Consider the following 20,759-nt stretch of genomic DNA (forward strand, 5'->3'; position numbering starts at 1 on the left):
CATTAACCCATTTCCACCCACGTTCGCTTAATAGTCGGCAATTCACAAATAAGACATATGGCCAAAGTCGTAATCACCTCGGGACCAACGCGACAGTACTTAGACCCTGTTCGCTATTTAACGAATGCCTCTAGCGGTCAAATGGGGCGAGAGCTAGCCGTCCAAGGAATTAAACTAGGGCATGAAGTCACCATCGTTTCCGGTCCTGTCAATCTTGAATACCCCAAAGAAGCGAAAGTTGTCGATGTCGTGACCACGCAAGAGATGCTGCAAGCGACACGAGAGCACTTTCGAGACGCGACCGGTTTGATCGGAGTGGCGGCACCTTGCGATTACATGCCTCAAGTGATCCAATCGCATAAAATCCCCAAGACGGGCAACAATCTGATTTTGGAACTGGTTGAAACGCCCGACATTGTGGCTACGCTTGCCACCGAGAAGCATGAAAACCAATGGGTGGTAGGCTTTGCACTAGAGACCGAAGATCGCCGTCATCGAGCGATTGCAAAAATGCAACGCAAACGATGCAACCTGATGGTTTCTAATTCTGCTTCCGCGATCAACGCCACCGACACGGACATTGAGATCTTAAATGCGGATGGTATTCTGATTGAACACGTGCTGGGATCTAAACGAATCGCAGCCAAACGCATTTGGGCCGCTATCACCGACTATTGTGGTGTCAGTTGCGCTCGCGGTTAGCCAAATCTTTAATGGAAGCTTGTAAACGAAGTAGACGGTGAATCCCATCTGACCAACGAAGCTAAGCAGAACGATCAAAAGCGAGATCGTTACCTTGCACCTAGTATCTAGTAACCAAGACGGAATCAGGCACGCTGTCTAGAACACCAAAGCGGTGTCCGACGGGGGCAACCCCCAAACGCACATGCTCGCACGTCATGCTTTAGCGCACCAATCCAATTGCAACGTCTGGGCAAGAGAATGGGGGCAGGGGAATGGTCATGGAATCTATTCTACTGCCCTGATTCTCCTGCCATAAGAAATTCGGTCGCTCTTCGCGCACCAATCCTATTGCGAAGACTGGGCACAAGGCCCAGATGCGCTTCGATGCTTGCACCGCAGCGCGATTCAAATCCCACTGGCTTGCCCAGTGGATCGTTGGGTTTCTCGCTAGTCAACATCGCTCTTTAGCAAAGAACGGAAACATCTCCCGGACAAGCCGGGAGCATTTGAAAGACAGAAGACCAAGGCACATTATTCTGAGATCGCGAGCACTGAGCGACCGTTGGGCTTGCCCCAACGTGTCGCAAGAGGATTGGTGTGCTAAACATGCTGCCGCACGATTTTGCTGTCATCGACCACATCGCGCACGCTGCCCAAGTGATCGGTCAGCGGCCAGAGCGTCGTGCCAGCAGTACCGCTAGCCGGCATGAGCGTCAGTTTTGAAGTTAGCCAACGAGCCCGAATGAAACGGGAACAGCTCCTCCGGCCGGTTCGTCCGGCAGGAAGCAAAGTTTCCCCCGCGCCGCAAACGGATGGCTTAATGCTGGCCATCACCCTCCGCCGCCGCGATGAAAACTTCTCTTCCAGTTGGCAAGCCAACCGGGGAGAGGTGGGAGGTGTCGCTTAGCTAATCATAAAACTCTGGCTCTTGCTGGGCGAGCCAGCAAGGGGCGGCTAAACGGAAACATTAGATCCGACTGAGCGTGCCATTCAACGTTGGCCTGCGCCGCCTCCTGATCGGGATCGCAGAACCGCAATCGTGAGTCTCTGCTATAATCCGAAGCTCTCAGAACTAGGTCCGATTTCAAGCCCCCTTCATGCTTTAAGAAATACAACTCGACCGTGAACGATATTCCAGAAGGCAAGAACCAGAATTTGTGGCATTCGTTGCAGAATGGCTTCCAATGGCTAAATGATGTGAAGACGTTTTTGCGATATGTTCTCGGTATAGTATTGGGAATAGTTGGTGGCCTCTACTTGATCCTTACAACTTCTGGCCCATTCCGAATCATTGGCGTCGGATTGCTCTGTTACTCGGCATTGATCGTGCTGATGATCGCATTTCTCACAGGGTACATTGGGCAAGGAATCTATAAGAAGGGAGGGCAGTTGAAATGGGCATTTGTTTGCTTCTTAATGCCTATTCCGATCGCTATGTACTTGGAGTATACCATGCTTGGTACGCAGGAACCGAAGATCGCGGGGTTTCTGTTCTCCGCCATACCGTGCTGGTTGCTTGGGCTGTATCTAATAGCGTGGTGGGCCCTCGAAAAGCCGAGCAATGATTGATTTCTGAAACTCGTCGAATCCGCTCTCAGCAGGTCAGTCGCAGGCTACTGGATGGGTTGTTTCAACATTGTGATTCGATCTGGTGGATGCAGGACGATCTCGCAAAGGATTATGGGTTAATGCCTGTCTGCGCAAATTTGGTGATGCGATTGGTTAGGGAGCCAGACGAGGTTACCTACTCCATCGTGGGAAACAACTCGCCCGGTGAGCGAATCAACTGTCGCCGCAACTCGATCGCTTCGGCCGCCGCCGCTTGCGATGTTTGGGCCAAAACGTTGAGATGCCCCATCTTGCGACCAGGTCGTGGTTGCGACTTGCCGTAAAGATGCAAGACCGCATTGATGCCTTCATCGTAAACCCAGTACTGGCTGGTCGGAGACCCGCCGCCAGCTCCGTCTGCATCATAGGTTCGCTTCACCAAGCGATTGTACGCATCATATTCATAATCAACTTGCTTGGTGATCGAGCCACCGACGGAATTACGGAATTTGACCGATGTCAATCGATTGCGATGATCCCACTCGTAGTCCTGCACATGACCGTTGGAAGTCTGCGTTTTGCGAGTGCGATTGCCTTCATCATCGTACGCAAAAGTAAATCCTGGCATCGCCGTCGTGCGATTGTTACTGCTGGTGGTGTAACCGGTCATCGAACGAGAGCCGTTGGCATTGTAGGTGTAGCTTTCGTCGGTCTGGGACGAATGGTCCGCTGCTTTAAGCTGCCCCTGAGCATCGTATTCGAACTCCGAAAGACCTTCGATTGATGAATCAATACTGGTGAAGCGTGAAAGGCCGTCATACGTGTAATCGTATTCGGCTAGCACGGTACTACCTTGCTTATGCTCCAGATTGCTTAAGCGATTGATCGTATCAAAGGTAAAGGTCGTAGTTGCCACGGCGTTGGAGGTGCCTGTACTTTGGTAACGCTGAATCGAAGTCTGCTGGCCGAGTCGATTATAGCCGATCGTGACATGTTTTGCCGTCGATCTGAAAATTGTTGTAATTAAACTAGCTAGACTTGCTAAATCGATTGAATTCTCTTACTTATTCGTCAGAACCAATATGTCATCTACAGGAGAAACAATCGTTGCACAACTATCACCGAGGGACGTTGCACCAACTCCAGAAACAATCCCTATAACATTCCAAGTGTTATCGCCCTCCTGTCGCCATACAGGCGAGCCACTACAGCCTCGTGTCACTGCGGGGCATGCAAGGTACGTCCCGTTAGTGGTGAAAGGTAGTTTTAATGCGTGAACTGTGTCACTTGCAACGATCTCTTCAAAACAAAAGAGCTGCCGTTCAAGCGCCGATACGACAACTGCGTGTTGACCAGTTCGTGCGGGATCTGTGGTCAGCGGAACTGAAGCGTCCAGTAACAACTGAGAAATCGACGCAGAGTTATTTGCTTCGTCTATAACGAAAACGGCGACGTCAGAGTCATTGACTCGCCACTCCCCTTTGACCCTGACCTCGGTATAGTCCTCATAGTAGGAAGTCGACTTATTGCGGGAAGCGACGCCGATGCGTAGAAAGTCTTCCTTCTTTGAGAGAAGATGCCTGCATGTAACTACAAACATCTGTTGCTGAAGATGGACTACAAATCCATTGAGACATTCCTCAACAATATTAATCACAATATGATGCCTACGTAAAACATTAGCCCAGTCTGACTCTGCATTCCATTTCTTTGAAGCAACCATATTCTCAAAGTAATTCACAGCTAATGCTTGACCGCGAGTAATACTAGAACAAAATCCTTCGTCGATCGCGACATTAATCGTAATCGCAGATAGCAAAAGCTTTTTATCATTGTCTTCAATGACAATTGGTTGTCCTACTAATGCATCATGAGCGGTTGTGTATGTCGAAAGATAGTCGCCAGTTTGCATGTCAGGGCTGAATAATGTACACGACTCAGTGCACAATCCGGTCTTTAGTCGTACCGATACGGGCGTAACGACGAGTTGTTGCTGGCGTTGGTGCTTTAATTCCTCAGGAGCAAAACCACGGAAAGCTAAGCCAATGAGTACTTCGCTTAAAGAAGTGTCCAGTACAGTTAAATCAATCGCTGCGACCGATAATCCAAACTCTGTGTGATTCCAAGACAACTCTGGCATGAGTTTTGCAAACGACGTCAGCATCTGTTTTTCTGCGTTTCGTCCAAGTCGCAAAACCGAACTTTCACGTGACAATGATTTGCTTGGAATGAGCATTAGTAGATGATTTTCGTCGAGTCTTACAAGTGCTGCCAGATTACCATCGGTCAATTCAACTGGGGACGGGAGCGTCACCAACTGCGGATGGGTCAACTCTAAGTCTTGATCAAGGTGTGAACTTGAGTCTACGAAGCGATCGTTCTCAATGAGATCAAGTAAAGCCTTGCTCTTGACATAAAAACCAAGATTCCCTTTCGCGCCAATTAACATGCCTGCAAAGTTCTTAGACTCTGGATAAGTACCGTAGATCAATGGCGAACCAATGCAAGCTTGAGCGTTTTGCAGTTCGACTTCACCTAAGACCTGACTACCATTCCTGTCTCTATCAGTCTTGCGTGCACTATGGGTCATCAGTAACGGAAAATGGCCTTCCAGAAGCTGCGGGGTTTGAACGTTAAATCGCTCCATACCGGAACTGTCATCAAGAAATTGGTCAGGCCCACAGGCTATCTTTGCAATTTCAGCACATTCATTGGCTGATAAGTAATCATTTAAGCGAAGAGCTGAAATGCCATAAGGGAAAAATTTCCAGTTTTCACTTCGCAACTTTAGCGCGCGTGTGGAAACTGCATGCTTGTCTTTATCGTCCCGCGAAAAGAAAGAAAAAAGAACATTCCCTGTAAATGATTGGATGCCGGCTGATGGCGTTATTAAATACAAATGACCACCTGTGTCTGAAACCACCGTGACGTTGTTTTTCTCAACTGTACGGGTGATTTCACTATAACCCAAAATCATACCCGAAAAGCAGCCACTGCTATCGCCACCGTCACAATTGCATTGAGACAATAGCCATAACGGCATGGCAATCAGAACACTGGCTAGACTTACATAAGCAAAGTATAGATTATGCATCATTATTGTTGTAAAGATTGTTCAAATCCAAGGAGTTCAATAACCTTTAATTGATTACCCCTGCTGACTTCAATCAAGATAGGCGATGTGCGGATATTTAGTATAGTGTGAATCGCACGTTTAAGGTTCATGCTTGATAATGGCTTTAAATCTATCATGCCAACGCGTAGAATTTCGTCCCCTTTTTCTATACCGCTTAGCTGGGCGACAGAGAGAGGCAACAGGTCTGCTACGACCAGATAGGTTGAATCATTATTACTTTCAGCCCGAAATACCATTCCGTCAAAGTACGAATGGTCGCAAAAGATATCGATGGCGCGTGGTTTTAGTAAGACAGTTCCAGATCCAAAATCAATGATTGTTTTAAAGCGATTTAAAGCCAGCGGTCCAATTCGATCTAGAGTGCCGTCTACTTCAGCATAAAGTGACGATAGGGTTTCCCCGCCTATTACAGGATTTGCTAATTTGTACGTCGAGAAATCTTTGGCTCGACTGGGAGTTGAAACATGATCGACTTGCGATGGTGTTTTCTGTTTTAGTCGTTCGATCGTCCGCCGCGAGAGCTTTAAAGCGACGCTCATCTTTAAATCGATGTTTAGTTTTACAGTTTCGTTTCCGAGCTTTAGCACTACAGAAGGCACTGCGTACTGCCGTTCTTCTGCCGTTGACGCAAGATCAAGCGACAAAGACCCATTCGTTGGATCAAGTGTGAGCGTAAGAGCTCGTAGTGCATCGCGGTTTAACTCCCCACCAAATCTTTCCCACAGGTAGTCAGGATTTGGTGCTGGGTATACAAAGATTTCTTGAATTCGACCCATGTCTTTAAATAAGGCAAAGTCATTCTTTAGAGATCGTAATCCATTCAGGTCATGTCTCTTTGTATCGTTAAGCTGAATGCCGATTATTTCTGGAACACCCGATTGAAAGGTCGAAATGTGCTTACAATTCAGAAGCAAATCAACTTTTGTTTTATTTGAACTGCGAATTGATGGTAAACTTATATAAGGGAAGGGGGAGTCCACGCAATACTCTGCTTTCATAATGTGAGCGTTTGGTTGCTCGATTTCCTCAGCTTTCAAGCAAATCGCAATCAGAAAAATCATTAGGCACTTCCAGCTAGTGTTCACTCGCTCCCCCTGTTTTCTTTGCTATAGATTCCCTTGGCTCTCTTTCCAGTTCAAATGTTTCGTACCGCGGCGATTTCCAGATTAGGTCTTCCCAGCTATAGCGATATTGGCCTAGGTGGAAGATCCTCAACCTAGTGTCCGCATAAATCGGAACTCCCGAAGCGCGAACACGTTCACAAAAAGCGTAATCTTCACACAAGTAGATAGCGTCGCCTTGACTCTCAACAACAACCATTGGGAGAAAGTAAGGCGTTATTCTTAATCCGCTCAACGATTTGCAAAGCGGAAGTTGATGAAAGGATTCAACCCATTGGTACAGCCACTTCCTTACCAGCATCATTCCGCAACCAGCACTTTTAATCAACTGTGGTTCTGTACTAGAGCCCAGTTTGATATGCGAAACTCCACCACGGAAGTTTGCCGCGAAATCCAGAGCTGACTTTTTAACATAAATTCCACATAATAACCCAGGCTGTTCGAATTTTTTACTAAAATTCTCGATCGCGGCAGCCGATTGCTTTGTGTTCTCTGTTTTTTTCAGATCATTCCAAGTAATTGCCCGCAGATTATCAACTTGATCTGGGTCGAATTCTATATCACTGTCGATCCATAGCGTTTCAGAGAACCCTTGATCTAAAGCTCTAGTTGCAAGAAGGCATCTAGCATAATCAATAGCTGAGATTCCGAATTCTCGCCAAACAATATAGCCTCGTTTCTCAAGTTCCCTGAGGTTTTTTTCTACAGAGTGTTCAATTCTGTTGATATATGGTGTAATGACTACACATCTATCGTTGGTAAGCAAACTATATCCTCGTGATGATGCTAGATTTTTGACTTAGGGTGGACCAAAATGTCACTACTTTCCGATCGGAAGGCTGCCCTCTATTCCAAAACTAACTTCGGAATCGCCAGTCTCGTCAGTTTTAAATTTTCCATATCCCTTCAATTGTCCGTAACCTTCATTAGGTTTAAAGAGAAGCTGGAGATCGAAAATTGCGTACGATTTCGGTAGTTTCCAGTCGTTGCCATACTCGATTCCGAGTTTTAACTCTGGGCTTGGCTGATACTCTGCTCTTAAGACATAGTTTCCACCACCATTAGGTACATCGGTATAGAAATTGTTTACTCCCGAATAATTGTAGAATCGCCACGTATGTTCTAAATTGAGTTCGACTGAACTGTTGTCTGAACTTGGACTTAAATTAATGTCTACATCCGAACTTGGATTTGCTTCTTGACCTTGTAGTCCTAGTGGATCTGTTCTTGCCAGTATATTATTGTAAACATACCTCCTCAAATTCTCATCGCCGGCGGCGAAGCTGAGGGGATCTTCACTCAGCCATTGGCCGAGGGCAGAGTCGTACCAGCGGTAAAGGTTGTGCTGTAAATGGGTCACGTCATCTAACTGCTTGCCGGTGAAACCATAGATGAGATCTACTGCAGCGTTCGTCTCGCTGATCAGTGCTCCAAAAGCGTTGTACTTGCGATGATTGGCAATGGCGGTGATTCCGGTCGATTCATCGAAGTCGCCTATGTCGCGGATCGTGCCTAAATGATCGGACAAGGCCCATAACACATTACCGCCACTGCCCAGACTGGTGACTTGCTCGTCGGCAAGCAACTGGTCTACACGGTTGCTCCACAAATATCGATGCGCAAGATCGCTGGCTGCACTGCCATCAAACTGCAACACCGCGTTGATGCCTTCATCGTAGACCCAGTATTGCGAAGTCGGTGCCCCGCCGCCAGCGCCGTCAGCGTCATACGTCCGCTTCACCAAGCGATTGTACGCATCGTATTCATAGTCAACTTGCTTGGTGATCGAGCCACCGACCGAGTTACGGAATTTTACTGATGTCAATCGATTGCGATGATCCCATTCGTAATCCTCAACCTTGCTAGTCGCCGTTTCTGTCTTGCGCGTACGATTGCCTTCATCATCGTACGCAAAAGTGAATCCTGGCATCGCCGTCGTGCGGTTGTTACTGCTGGTGGTGTAACCGGTCATCGAACGAGAGCCGTTGGCATTATAGGTGTAGCTTTCGTCAGTCTGGGACGAATGGTCCGCTTCTTTAAGCTGCCCCTGAGCATCGTATTCGAACTCCGAAAGACCTTCGATTGATGAATCAATACTGGTGAAGCGTGACAGACCGTCATAGGTGTAATCGTATTCGGCTAGCACGGTACTACCTTGCTTATGCTCCAGATTGCTTAAGCGATTGATCACATCAAAGGTAAAGGTCGTAGTTGCCACGGCGTTGGAGGTGCCTGTACTTTGGTAACGTTGGATCGAAGTCTGCTGGCCCAGCCCATTATAGCCGATCGTGACATGTTTTGCTGTGACAGCGTTACCGCCCGATTGAGATTGTTGCACAATATCTACAAGTCGGTTGACCGCATCGAACTGGTAGGTGTTCTTAAAGTCTGCAGTGCTGCCAATCGTCGCGCTCAGTTGCGTGCGGTTATTGGCCGCATCGAAGACTTGAGCCAACGTCACCACGGGTGTTAAACCTGCGATGACATTTTCAATGCCGGTTGCTCGGCCCAGCGCATCGCGTGTGTACTCAATCGTGCTGCTAGGATCACTGACACTGACCAGTTCGCTAGCAGCGTTGTATTCTTTGGTAATCGTCCGATTCAGAGTGCCGTTGGTGGCATTGGCAGCGTCTCCGAAGATCTGCTCCATGGGTTGGTTGGTATGCGAGCCCGCGAAGGTGACGGTGAAGTTGCCGCTGGAACCGGTGACGGTCACTTGATCAATACCGTTCAGTGATTCCAAAGCCGATTCCACCGCCGCTGCATTGGCGTTGTGTGCCAGCGGTGCGGTCACTTCACCCCGGTATGCCAATCGCCACGTTCCGCCGCTGGCGTTGCTGAGTGTCAGTTGTTGGACTTCGCTAAAAACGCCCCCAGTCACATCGGTCGCTTGGACTGCTGTGGGCGAAGAATAGTAACCACCCGTGATGTTGCTGACGTTGATCGTCATTTGGCTGACATTGGTGGCAGCCAGTGCGCCTTGGAAAGTGACACGGTAGATGCGATCGCCTGTTCCATAGTCGGCTGGCAGCAGTTCTACGGCCACATCGCCGCTTCCGATATTGGATAGGGCTTCCAAGGCAGTCACCACCTGAGCGGCAGTCGCAGTAGCAGAAATTGCAGAGGTTGTTTGGCCGCTGTAGGTCAGCGTAAACGTCCCGCTCATGGTATCGCTGGCCGTCCAGCCAACGCGCTGGACTTCATTGAGGCTGCCACCTTGCGTGGTGGTGCTGACGGTCAAAGTAGGATTGGCAGAATTGGTGTACCATTTCTCATCGGTAACTCGATCCAGCCCATCGAAGACATATTGGATCGTGCGTCCGTTGCGATCCACAGTTCGCGTGAGGTTCCCGCTGACGTCGTAAACATAGCTCTTGGATTTCGAGAGGCTGTTGGTGTTGATGACCAAGCGATTCTGGCCATCGTAACCAAAATCGGTTTTGTTATTGGCCGGATCGGTCAGTGAGATCATGTTGCTGGCAGTATCATACGCATAATGAGTGTAGCCTCCGTTGGGATCAATTTTGGAAGTAACGCGTTTGGCTGGGTCGTAGTTGTAAGTCGTCGTTGGTCTTCCTAAAGGACCTGCCCCATCCGGATCGGGTTGAATCTCTTTCTTCAAGTTCCCATAGTAGTCATACTCAAAACTGGTCACGTTTCCATCGTCGTCTTCTTGGTCAATGACGCGCCCTTGTCCATCGCGCGTAAAAGTGATCGTGGCACCGTTTGCGTCTGTGACTTTCCACAGGCCCTGGTCATTGTATTGATTCGTGATGACCGGCGCTGAGAGAGGTCCGCCGCCGTCGGGATCAGGGCGTGTGATGGTCAACTGGCGCCCCATGTTGTCATAGGTGATTGCGGTCGTGCCATTATTGGGATCAATGGTCGCTACCACCCAGCCGACATCGTTGTACTGCTTTTCATAAACGGGAGCCGATAGGGGGCCACCGCCATCTGGGTCGGGCAGGGTGACGGTGAGCTCTCGTTGCTCGTCATCGTAGGTGAAACTGGTCACGCGTCCCAGCGGGTCGGTCATAGAAGTTCTGTCGCCGCGAGCGTTGTAGGCAAACTGCGACACCGGCGAACTGGCTGGTCCAGCTCCATCAGGGTCCTGGTCGGTGATCTTGGTTAGCCAGGAGCGGGAGTTATATTCAAAACTGGTAGTGCGATCGTAGCCATCAAAGGTACTGATTCTGCGACCGAGGTTATCATAAGCATGCTCAATGATTTGCCCGAACTGGCTGCCTGAACCGTCGGGATCTGGCATCTGCTCGGTTGCCAGTAATCCGCGAGAGTTGTAGGAGAAGCTCTTGGTGTTACCGCGTCCATCGGTTTCAGTCGCCAGTTCACCGGCGAGCGTGTAACTATAATAGACGGCACTGAAGATCGTGGGCTGGCTCGGGGATACCACGTAATCGTGTTGAATCCGGCTGGTGACGCGCCCGGCTGTATCATAGGCGATGACGGTGGGATTGAGCGTGGAATCCCAAAAGGCAATAAGCCGGTTGCGATTATCAAAGGAGAACATTTCATCGTTGCCGTATTGGGCCGGATCGCTTTTGGAGGTCAACCTTCCGTCGGCATCAAACGTATAGCTGCGTGAGCTGTTATAGTTGTTGCCGGGCACACTATTGGCGCTTCGCTGGCCAGTAGCGATGTAGGTTCTGGTATCCACAGGGCGATCTAACGGTCCAGCTCCGTCAGGATCAGGATAGGTAATCGAAGCGATCCAGCCACGGTTGTTATAGGCCGTGTCGGTTTCGTTGCCCAAGGCATCGGTTTGCTTGACGATTCTCGACATTGCGTCAAAGACAAACGTCGTCGCGTCGCTGGTCCGGTTGGTGATGCTGGTCTGGCGGCCCAAGTTGTCATAAACCAGTGTCGTCGTTTTGCTCAGCTCGTCGACCTGCGTGAGCATCTGGTTGGCGGTGTTGTACGTGAAGCTTTGCGTGCTGCTGTCGGGATTGGTAAGCGTGATCAAACGTCCGTTGGAATCATAAGCTAGACCATACACTGGCGCTGCCAAAGCCCCGGCTCCATCGGGATCTGGTTGCGTGATACTGATTGGTAGTCCGCGTGAGTTATAAGTGTAAGTCGTCACAAACCCGCCACCATCGGTGTGGGTGAGCATGTTCCCATAGCTATCGTAGGAATAGCTCTGGGTGCGACCAACAGCGTCGGTGGCGGTGAGCACACGGTTGAGGGTGGATGAAAAAGTCCACGTCTTGGTCCCAGAGGCAGGCTCTAGTGAAAAGACGCGATTGCCCTTTGAATCATAACCGGTGACGATTGCATCGACATCCAACGGGCCACTGCCGTCGGGATCAGGCAACTGCCGTACGTACTCTCGGCCGTCTTTATCCCGCAAAATGCTGGTGGTAAATCCCAGAGCGGTGATCGTCTCAGTTGTCATCCCCAAGGCGTCTGTTCGGAACTTCCATTTGTTGTTGCGTTCGTCAGTAATCTCGGCCTGAGCGTCGATGGCCTTCTTGACTACGTTGCCTGTAGTTCCCGTCGGTATGCCAATCGATTCGATGGCGAGAATGCCTCGCGTGTTGGAATCTGGATGGGTAATGGTTTGCAGTCGGCCATCAGTGCTGCGATACGCAAAACTAGTCGCTTGGCTAACCGCGTTGGTGCGTGAAGTTAGTTGGTTGGAACCATTATAACCAAACGCAAAAACAGGAGCCGCGATGGGACCAGCTCCATCGGGATCGGTAAGTGTGTAGGATGCCAGCTTGCCGCTGCTTATGCTCATTGCAGTGGAGCGACCGGAATAGTGGCTGATGCTGGTGATGTTGCCACTGGAATAACTAAAGCTTATGACGCGACTGTAGGGATCGGTGATGGTGCTTAAGCGATCCGACGCGTAGGCATAACTGATCGTGTTGCTGTTCAAGTCGATGCGCGAAGTGATCTTGCCTGCGGTGTCAAAGTTCGTTTCGTGGCCAAGTTTGTCGGTCAATGTGTAGGTGTTATCGCCATTCTTGACTAGGACTTGGCTTAGAAGATCGCCGCGAGCGGCCAGATAGGTAGAGCTGGGTTTTGGGAACCAAAGTGTATCGCCATTGCCTTTCACCAGCAGGGCTCCCACGCGTCCTGTGGCCGTTTGGTCATAGAGCCGATCCACGCCGTCGACGAACCAGCCGCGACCGAACTCTTGTGTGCTTGGAGTGGCCGATGCGGTCCTCCTGACGATCGCTTGCAGTCCATCAAAGTCCTGGGAAGAGCTGACACCACTAACGGTCGAGGTAATGCGTAGCGTGTAGGCATACATGCCTGTATCCAGTGATGAACCATCGGCTTGCAGGGCGATACGGAGGCTCTGGCCAGAGGTTAGACCGGAAGTGTCATAGTGATAAGTTGTACCTGAAACGCCATTGAAAATAAGCTCGGCAGAAAGAGCCGTTGGAACGGAAAGTCCTGGTGCTAATTGCGTATGGACGGTAATGATGGGCTTTTCGAGCGAATCGCTGCGGTAGACCAGATTCACGTCGGGTAGGATTTCTTCGTTGAGGATCAGAGCGCCCGAGGTCGGGTCGGCGGTGATATCGCCATCGCCACCAAAACCGCTGCTAGCGCCAGCGGAAACGATGGAAGATACGAACAGGTTATTACTATCGAGATTCTGTTTGGCCAGTAGTCTGGTGCCCACGGCGATTTGAACGGTGGCCAAGCCGCTGTCGCTGGTGCCATCGTTGACTTTGTACGTGAAACTATCGATGCCTGTGAAGCTGGTATTGGGTCGATAGGTGAAGGTGCCGTTGCTATTGAAGCTAATTAAAGAGCCGGAGCTTGGATTGGTGACAACGGAAGCTGCGAGCAACCCGCCATCGACATCGGCGTCATTGGCCAGCAGGTGGGCTGGGGATGAGGACGTTGTCACTACCAGATCGGTATTCATGGCAGTGAAGTAAGCATTGTCATCTTGGACAATCGGTGCTGCATTGAGCAGGTCCCGACGCTCGAGCCCTTCGAGCAAGGTTTTTCGCAGGACGTGTGTATTGGGAGATTGCCGCTGCGAGATAGAACGCTTGGCACGTTTCTTGAAGAGAGAGAGAGAGAGAGTAGGTAGCCGCATAGTGGAAGTTCCGAGTGGGAGAGGTGGATCGGTAACGCACACGTGTGATAGCATTGCGGCGAATTCGATCCCTTGATCGGTGTGACGAAGTGGAACGAAGCGTCGTTGGCGTTCGGTTTTAAAGGTCGCAAAACCGTGTGTCAACAAAATTCCGGAAAGTTTTCGGTAAATGCACCGGAATCTTCCGAAGTGCGTCATGCGAGATGACTCCAAACTTACCCATCCAGTGGCCTTCATTGAACGTCGCCAACTTTCACTTGCACGGCTACGTGCTGAACTGTGAGGATCGAGCCGAAGGGTCGGTAATACTGCAAGAGCTGAAACCTGGGGAAGAAGATTTAATGGTGAGCGTTCACGGCGTGGAGCAATGGTTGCGTCCTAGTGATAAGCAGCTTAATTTTTCGGCAAGGCCTCGCTAAAGAAGCGCAGCCAGTTGCCATGCATGAACAATTGCATGTCGTCTGCAGTATAACCTCGTTGCGCAAAGAGTCCTGGAAAAAGCTGCCGCACGATTTTGCTGTCATCGACCACATCGCGCACACTCCCCAAGTGATCTGTCAGCGGCCAGAGCGTGCTACCAGCAGTTCCGCTAGCCGATGTGGCACCGAACAGCGGACCATCAATGGTCAAGAACTGCTCGTCCGCCAATAGCATGTCGGCAATATCCGCAACCAAGTAACGATTCGATAACCGTAGATTTTGTGCACTGCCGACTCCATCGGTATCTCTGAATTGCAGCAGCGCATGGCCTTCACTGTAAAACCAGGCCGTCTCCGAATCAATTGTACGAACACACTTCAAACGCGAGTTCCTAGATGCCGGTGCGATTGGAAGTCAACATGGATATACAGGATGCACAGGATTGGAGCGATTTATCCTGATCATCCTGTCGATCGATGTTTACAATCAGCTTGCTGCCGCTTCGATCGCAAGCACCAGAACAGCCCCTCATCCCCAGCCCTTCTCCCCTGAAGACAGGGGCGAAGGGAGCCAGGGTCATGGGTGATGCCAATCCTCATGTCCACGCGATAGGTCACCGACACCAAGCGATTGCGATGATCCCAAGCCATCCTGCACACGCGCGGCCATCTCAAAGATCGAGCTAACTGGGCCAGAGTCCCCCTTCGCAACTTGAAGTCCATTTCGCTTTTACTCGGCGCGACATTGTCACAAATCCAGTCGCAGGCGGCGTCAGGACTACCACTTACTCCATCGTGGGAAACAACTCGCCCGGTGAGCGAATCAACTGTCGCCGCAACTCGATCGCTTCGGCCGCTGCCGCTTGCGATGTCTGAGCCAGAACGTTGAGATGCCCCATCTTACGACCGGGCCGTGGTTGGGACTTGCCGTAAAGATGCAGGAACGCGTTGGGCCGCGCAAAAGCCAACTCCCAATTCGGGCGGCCACTGCTCCAGATATCGCCCATCAAGTTCACCATCGCGACCGGCGACCGCAGGGATGTATCTCCTAAAGGCATACCCGTGATGGCTCGCAATTGCTGTTCGAATTGACTGGTGTAGCTGGCTTCCATCGTCAAATGCCCTGAGTTATGCGGGCGCGGCGCGACCTCGTTGATCAGCAGCTTTCCATCGGCCACAAAGAACTCGACACACAACAAACCGATCAACCCCAAATGTTCGGCTATGCCAATCGCAATCTCGGTCGCTTGCTGTTCCAACGTGGCCAACGATTCTGCCACCGGACATATCGATAGGTCAAGGATATGACGAACATGCGTATTGTGAATCAACGGATAAACTTTCACTTCGCCAGTCAAGCTGCGGGCAACGAGGATCGAGACTTCGTCGGAAAACGAGATCCGCTGCTCGGCAATCAAGTTGCTCGGTCCCAGCCGCGCAAGGGCTTCCATCGCTTCGGCCTGGTTATGAACACTTCGCTGACCCTTGCCATCGTAGCCCCAGTTGGCAGTCTTTAAAATGAGATCCCAGCCAAGTAATTCACCTGCCGTATTCAAATCCTCAGCATTGTCGACGCGATGGAATGGTGTCACCGGAAATCCTGCATTGCGCAGCGTCGACTTTTCTAAAATACGATTCTGGGAAGTCGCCAACACAAGTTCGCCAGGCCGCACCGGCGTGATCGACGCAGCTCGCTGGATAGCGACCAGCGGAATGTTCTCGAACTCCAGCGTGATCACATCGACCGATTTAGCAAAGACCTCGATGGCTTGCGGATCCTCCAACGAACGCGAAAGTGCTTGTGAAGTCACTTGCGTCGCCGGACTTTCACTTTCATCGGAAAAGATCGCCACGTGATAACCGTACCGCTGCGCGACCTGAGCGAACATGCGTCCGAGCTGTCCGCCACCCAGCACGCCTATCCGTGCACCCGGCCATAACGTTTTGTTTCCCATTGCGGGCAAAGTGTAGCTCCCGTGAAGTTGAATTGAGTTAAGTAAGTTTGGCGTTGGCTAGCACGGTCTCTTTTTGCCGCTGAGCATATTGCTCGACGGCAGTTGCTAAAACGGGGTCGTGGTTTGCCAAGATCTTCGCCGCCAGCAAGCCCGCATTCTTTGCCCCTGCAATTCCAATCGCCAACGTCCCAACAGGCACGCCGCCTGGCATCTGGACTATGCTCAGCAATGAATCGAGCCCGGACAATGCGGCCGATTTGACAGGCACACCCAACACGGGCAACCGCGTCAACGATGCAACCATGCCTGGCAAATGCGCTGCACCGCCCGCACCGGCAATGATGATTTGCAATCCGCGCCCAGCCGCACTTTTGGCGTACTCAAACATTCGCTCTGGAGTACGATGTGCCGACACAACTTCGGCTTCGTAAGTTATATTAAACTCGCGTAACACCTCGGCGGCATGCGACATGGTTTCCCAGTCAGACTGGCTGCCCATGATGATACCAACCAGCGGTTTTGCCAAAACAGTCATGTCATGCTCGCCCAGTAGAAGCGATCGTAATTAAGTAGCAAAGTCATCGTACGATGCTCGATTATGGTCATTGCGCGTCGACTTTAAAGGCTGAAGCATAGTTTTTTTGGACAAGTCATCAAGATGAGCAGTACGACCGAAAAAGAAGAATCGATCCTCCCTCCCCAAACCATGGCGAGGTTGGAACGCATGGAGTTGGTGACTCGCAAGGTCTTTCGAGGACGCATGAAGGGCGAACGACGCAGCAGCCGCAAAGGCCAAAGTGTCGAATTCGCGGACTTTCGCTCGTATGTGCCTGGCGATGACTTGCGATTTATCGACTGGAACCTCTTCGCTCGCATGGACCGGTTGTATATCAAGCTGTTCCTAGAAGAAGAAGACCTCCATATCTATTTCATTGTCGACGATTCCGCTTCCATGGATTTCGGCACGCCAACCAAATGGAAAGCCGCTCAAGCGTTAACCGCAGCGTTGGGTTATGTCGGTCTGTGCCGCGGCGACCGCGTCAGCCTTCAATCGTTCCAGCAACCGACGCCGGTAGTGCTACGCGGCCGCTCCAGTGCACATCGCTTGGTCAGTACACTGCAAGGTTTGCAGCCCAGTCCTAATCAACCAACGGTAGGAAGACTTGGGCTGCAAGAAGCCGTCAAGCAGTTCGTATCACGCGCCAAGAGTAAAGGCATTGTCGTGGTGCTGACAGACCTTATGGACAAGCAAGGCTATGAAGCCGCCTTACGAATGCTTGTAGCTCGCGATCTCGATGTGTTCTTGGTCCATATTCTCAGTCCCGAAGAAATCGAACCAGACATCAAAGGTGATCTGAAACTAGTTGATTGCGAAGACGAAGACGTTCGCGAAATCAGTGTTTCAGCCGCTTTGCTGCAGCGATATAAAGCGACCCTGAACGCATTTATTCAAGATGCCAAGAGCTTTTGCAATCGTCGCAGCATCAATTACATCTCGGCTCGCAGCGACCAGTCTGCCGACTACATGGTGCAACATTACTTGCGAGCTCGTGGCCTACTGAGATAAGAAATTCCATCTTCCAGCTTGTCTTGCAATTGACTCTTTCGGAGCCTCGCCGGCTCACGTCGTATCGCAGCCAGCCCAACGGTCCGCCGGACGAGTCAGCGGGATTTGGATCGCGCTGCTGCGGTGCAAACACCGATGCGAAGCAGGGCGTGGTACCCTTTCTTCGCAGTAAGATTGATGCGCTAAGAGCGACCGAATTTCTTATGGCAATAGAATCAGGGCAGGAGAATAGATTCCATGACCATTCTCCTGCCCCCATTCTCTTGCCCAATCTTCGCAATAGAATTGGTGTGCTAAGAACCTAGCACACCAATCCCGTTGCGACGCGTTGGGGCAAGCCCAACGGTCGCTAAGAACTTGAACGTGAGCTCACTTCGGCTCAATGCTTGCATTGCTACAGATTGAATTTGGAAATTTCGCCAAACTCAACTTGACCTGTAAACTCGATCCGAACTATCTTCCGGCCATCACATGACTGACTGCGACTTGGAAGTTACAGCCAGTCGTACTGAGGGATTAGAAATAAACGTTCGCATTGGGTGTTGAGCTTGAAGTTTCACAAGAACTTCTGGCCCAACAACGTGACCAAGCTCGCCATGGATGGCTGAGCCGAATCATGATGGCCCAATGCAAACAGTGTGGCCATGTGGGCACGGACGCCCACGAGCCCACTCTTATCAAAAATTGCTCCTGGTAATGTCGCTCGTAGTCCTCCGCCCCCCTGGGACTCGTTCACTACCAGGAGCTTTTTTTGTTTCTACACCGCTGGCCACGACCCACAAATACAATCAGCACCAAACGACAAGAAGCGAACGACGACTATCACAAGATAGACTGCCGGAACATCGGTCGCTTTCTCTGCGATATCACTAACTCAATTGGCGGGGGTTGGGTTGCTTTGCAAAATTACGGCAACAACCTAAGCGACCTTGTTACCGGCCTACGGCTTGCCCTTCGGACGAAAATGGGCGAGCATCGCGGGCAGAAAAAGCATGTCGCCCAACAACGCCGTGGTAATCGTCAACATCCCCATCGTCACAAATACTCGTGTCTCACGAGCTTGACTGCTGAGCGCTGTACTCAAACCAACGACCAAGACCAAAGTAGTGATCAGCAAAGCTGTCCCCACGCCGACAAACGCTCGACGAACAATCGCCCGAGCATCGCCGCCTTGAAACGATTCTTCCCGAAACCGCGTCAAAAAGTGAATCGTGTCATCAACCGCGATCCCCAAACAAACCGTAAACGCACAGACACTGACTAGCTCCAAATACTCTCCGGTGAGCACCAACAGACAAGCCGTCGCGGCCAACGGAAAGACATTGGGGATGATAGAAATAAGCCCCAATCGCAGACTGCGATAGACAATCGTCAGGACGACGAAAATTATCAACGCCGCACTACCCAAGCTGTAGCAAAGGTCCAGCATGATTCGATACAGATTCTTCCATCGCCACACCGCGTCGCCACTCAACGACAGTTTGAATTCCGGATGATCTGCCTCGATCTGGAGAAGCCCATCGCTGACGCGAGAAAACGTGTCGTTGTAAGTAGCGACACCTAGGTCTTGGACCCGAAAACGACATTCGGCATAACGATACTCGGGCGTATAAAAGGCTCGCTTCAAAGGGGGCGGCATCAGTTCCAGCATCGACATGCGAGTTTCAATCGGTCCATCACCTGGCAATGCTTGTATCAAGTTATAAATGGACAGCGGGTGGCCAATCAGAGGTTCTCCGATCAATAACTGATCGATTTTGCGCATAACCTGCCCTACCTCCGGTGCATCGGAAGAGATCTGATCAGACCAAGTTACCGAGATCGATCCGGTTTCCATGCCCTTCAGCTTTTCATCGATGGTTCGCAAGGCCACCACAGCTTCTTCATCGTCGGGCAACATGGTGGTCTTCTTTTCGTCGGCTCGCAAGGTGGACGCGATCAGCACCAGCACACCAGTGATGATGATGCCACTCCAAGCAAACGCACGTTGGTATTTGAGAACAAGATCGACGACAATCGACAGCTTTTCTAAATTGCGATCGATAAAATTCTTGCCATAACCTGTGGCCACCGACTGGCCGAACCGAGTCGCACACAATAGTGGGATGATGGTCAACGCCGCCAAGAGTGTAAAGATCACTCCGATGACACAGCACAAGCCAAATTCCTGAACAACTTTGTGATGCGCTAACATTAGCGATGCGAATCCAATACCAGTTGTCAGCGAGGTCAGAAAGCATGCGAAGCCGACTTCACGCAGCGCCATGCGTGCAGCTTCTAAACCCGATAAACCATCCGCACGCCGACGACGAATCTGCACCATCATGTGCACACCATCGGTAAAGCCAATCATCGCTAGAAGCACCGGCAAGACGGCTTCGTTGAATGGATTGTCATGCAGTTCCAGAATTCGCAGGCAACCCAGCGTCCAGTAGACGGCTACAATCGGAGCGAGCGCAACAATAATGACTGCCGAGATGCCTCGAAATAAAAACGCTGCAAAGACAATGATGACCGAGTAACCGATTAACTGATAGCGTATTTGATTGGTCTCGTGCGACTGGGCGGCCAGCATGCGCAGCGGAGCACCGCCAGTCACCGAAAATCGAATCTTCGCCGATGGATATTCCAATGCAGTCTGCTCGGCTGCTTGTTTGAGATTCTTGGTTCCGTCTCCTTCGTTGGATACCAGGAGCCAATCAATGTCGATCATGATCAGCATTAATGAACCGTCAGCAGACAGCAACTGGCCACCGATCAACGGATTTGCAATCGCCCGCTGCTTGGCCAGTTCAAATCGAGTAGCCGAGGCGTTCGAGTTGGGCAAAACGGGCTCTGCCAAATTGAACAGATTCAACGGCGGGGCATCTTCCAGCCACACCACCCGCATAACGTAAGGCAACTCTTTCAATCGGTCCACGACACTGCGCAACGCGGCAGCTCCGGCCGGTGTAAAGAAATCATCGCTTTGCGCCACCAAGATCACTTCGCCACTGGCATATCGAAAAGGCTCGACATCGGGTGGACGATCGAAAGCTTGCTGCGAAGTCGCTTCGGAGGGAATTGCCTGAGGCTGAGTGTACAGATAACGTGTCAGCCAGCCAGGGCGAAAATTGCCAATGGTCGCCAGAACAGTCAACGCGATGACCAGCAACCAAGCAGTCTTGCGAAACGTCAAAATTTTCGCAACAGCCGATGAGAATGCGCGTTCCTCAATGGTTCGACAAGATACCTCGCTCAAGTTGCCA

Annotated in this window: 13 protein-coding genes; 3 read left to right on the plus strand and 10 right to left on the minus strand. The window is 50.9% G+C overall.

Going from position 1 to position 20,759, the window contains the following annotated elements:
* Positions 1-57 precede the first annotated feature (57 nt).
* On the plus strand, positions 58-702 hold the full coding sequence (locus tag SH302x_RS23665; RefSeq protein WP_479365336.1) for a phosphopantothenoylcysteine decarboxylase domain-containing protein: 645 nt from the start codon (positions 58-60) through the stop codon (positions 700-702).
* Between the two features lie 1,104 nt (positions 703-1,806).
* The gene (locus tag SH302x_RS23670; RefSeq protein WP_479365337.1) at positions 1,807-2,253 is read left to right on the plus strand and encodes a hypothetical protein; all 447 of its coding nucleotides are present in this window, start codon (positions 1,807-1,809) and stop codon (positions 2,251-2,253) included.
* Between the two features lie 175 nt (positions 2,254-2,428).
* Here SH302x_RS23670 and SH302x_RS23675 read toward each other — a convergent pair whose 3' ends face one another.
* From SH302x_RS23675 to purE, 8 genes are all read right to left on the minus strand, one after another.
* A complete protein-coding gene (locus SH302x_RS23675; RefSeq protein ID WP_479369311.1) occupies positions 2,429-3,283 on the minus strand; it encodes a hypothetical protein in 855 nt (284 codons plus the stop codon).
* A gap of 9 nt (positions 3,284-3,292) precedes the next feature.
* Positions 3,293-5,329 carry a S1 family peptidase gene (locus SH302x_RS23680; protein WP_479365338.1) on the minus strand — a complete coding sequence of 679 codons (2,037 nt, stop codon included), beginning with the start codon at positions 5,327-5,329 and terminating at the stop codon, positions 3,293-3,295.
* Positions 5,329-6,429 (minus strand): S41 family peptidase, encoded by a 1,101-nt coding sequence (locus SH302x_RS23685; protein WP_479365339.1) that lies wholly within the window; start codon positions 6,427-6,429, stop codon positions 5,329-5,331. Before SH302x_RS23685 ends, SH302x_RS23680 begins: the two co-directional genes overlap by 1 nt.
* A 13-nt stretch (positions 6,430-6,442) precedes the next feature.
* The gene (locus SH302x_RS23690) at positions 6,443-7,255 is read right to left on the minus strand and encodes a hypothetical protein (protein ID WP_479365340.1); all 813 of its coding nucleotides are present in this window, start codon (positions 7,253-7,255) and stop codon (positions 6,443-6,445) included.
* Positions 7,256-7,309: 54 nt separating this feature from the next.
* Entirely contained in the window at positions 7,310-13,570 is a 6,261-nt protein-coding gene (locus SH302x_RS23695) for a cadherin-like domain-containing protein (RefSeq protein WP_479365341.1), read from the minus strand.
* Between the two features lie 393 nt (positions 13,571-13,963).
* Positions 13,964-14,371: a hypothetical protein gene (locus SH302x_RS23700; RefSeq protein WP_479365343.1), complete on the minus strand. Its 408-nt coding sequence runs from the start codon at positions 14,369-14,371 to the stop codon at positions 13,964-13,966.
* 403 nt (positions 14,372-14,774) lie between these two features.
* Positions 14,775-15,944 (minus strand): 5-(carboxyamino)imidazole ribonucleotide synthase, encoded by a 1,170-nt coding sequence (locus SH302x_RS23705; protein ID WP_479365345.1) that lies wholly within the window; start codon positions 15,942-15,944, stop codon positions 14,775-14,777.
* 37 nt (positions 15,945-15,981) lie between these two features.
* Positions 15,982-16,479: a 5-(carboxyamino)imidazole ribonucleotide mutase gene (gene purE, locus SH302x_RS23710; protein WP_479365346.1), complete on the minus strand. Its 498-nt coding sequence runs from the start codon at positions 16,477-16,479 to the stop codon at positions 15,982-15,984.
* A 123-nt stretch (positions 16,480-16,602) separates the two neighbouring features.
* Here purE and SH302x_RS23715 point away from each other — a divergent pair, with 123 nt between their 5' ends.
* Positions 16,603-17,511, plus strand: coding sequence for a DUF58 domain-containing protein (locus tag SH302x_RS23715; RefSeq protein ID WP_479365347.1), 909 nt, complete (start codon positions 16,603-16,605; stop codon positions 17,509-17,511).
* Positions 17,512-18,067: 556 nt separating this feature from the next.
* Here the strand turns inward: SH302x_RS23715 and SH302x_RS23720 are convergent.
* Both SH302x_RS23720 and SH302x_RS23725 read right to left on the minus strand, forming a co-directional pair.
* Positions 18,068-18,247 carry a hypothetical protein gene (locus SH302x_RS23720; RefSeq protein WP_479365348.1) on the minus strand — a complete coding sequence of 60 codons (180 nt, stop codon included), beginning with the start codon at positions 18,245-18,247 and terminating at the stop codon, positions 18,068-18,070.
* 204 nt (positions 18,248-18,451) lie between these two features.
* Positions 18,452-20,752 carry an efflux RND transporter permease subunit gene (locus tag SH302x_RS23725; protein WP_479365349.1) on the minus strand — a complete coding sequence of 767 codons (2,301 nt, stop codon included), beginning with the start codon at positions 20,750-20,752 and terminating at the stop codon, positions 18,452-18,454.
* Positions 20,753-20,759 lie beyond the last annotated feature (7 nt).

The sequence above is a fragment of the Njordella calcicola genome (assembly GCF_056494125.1).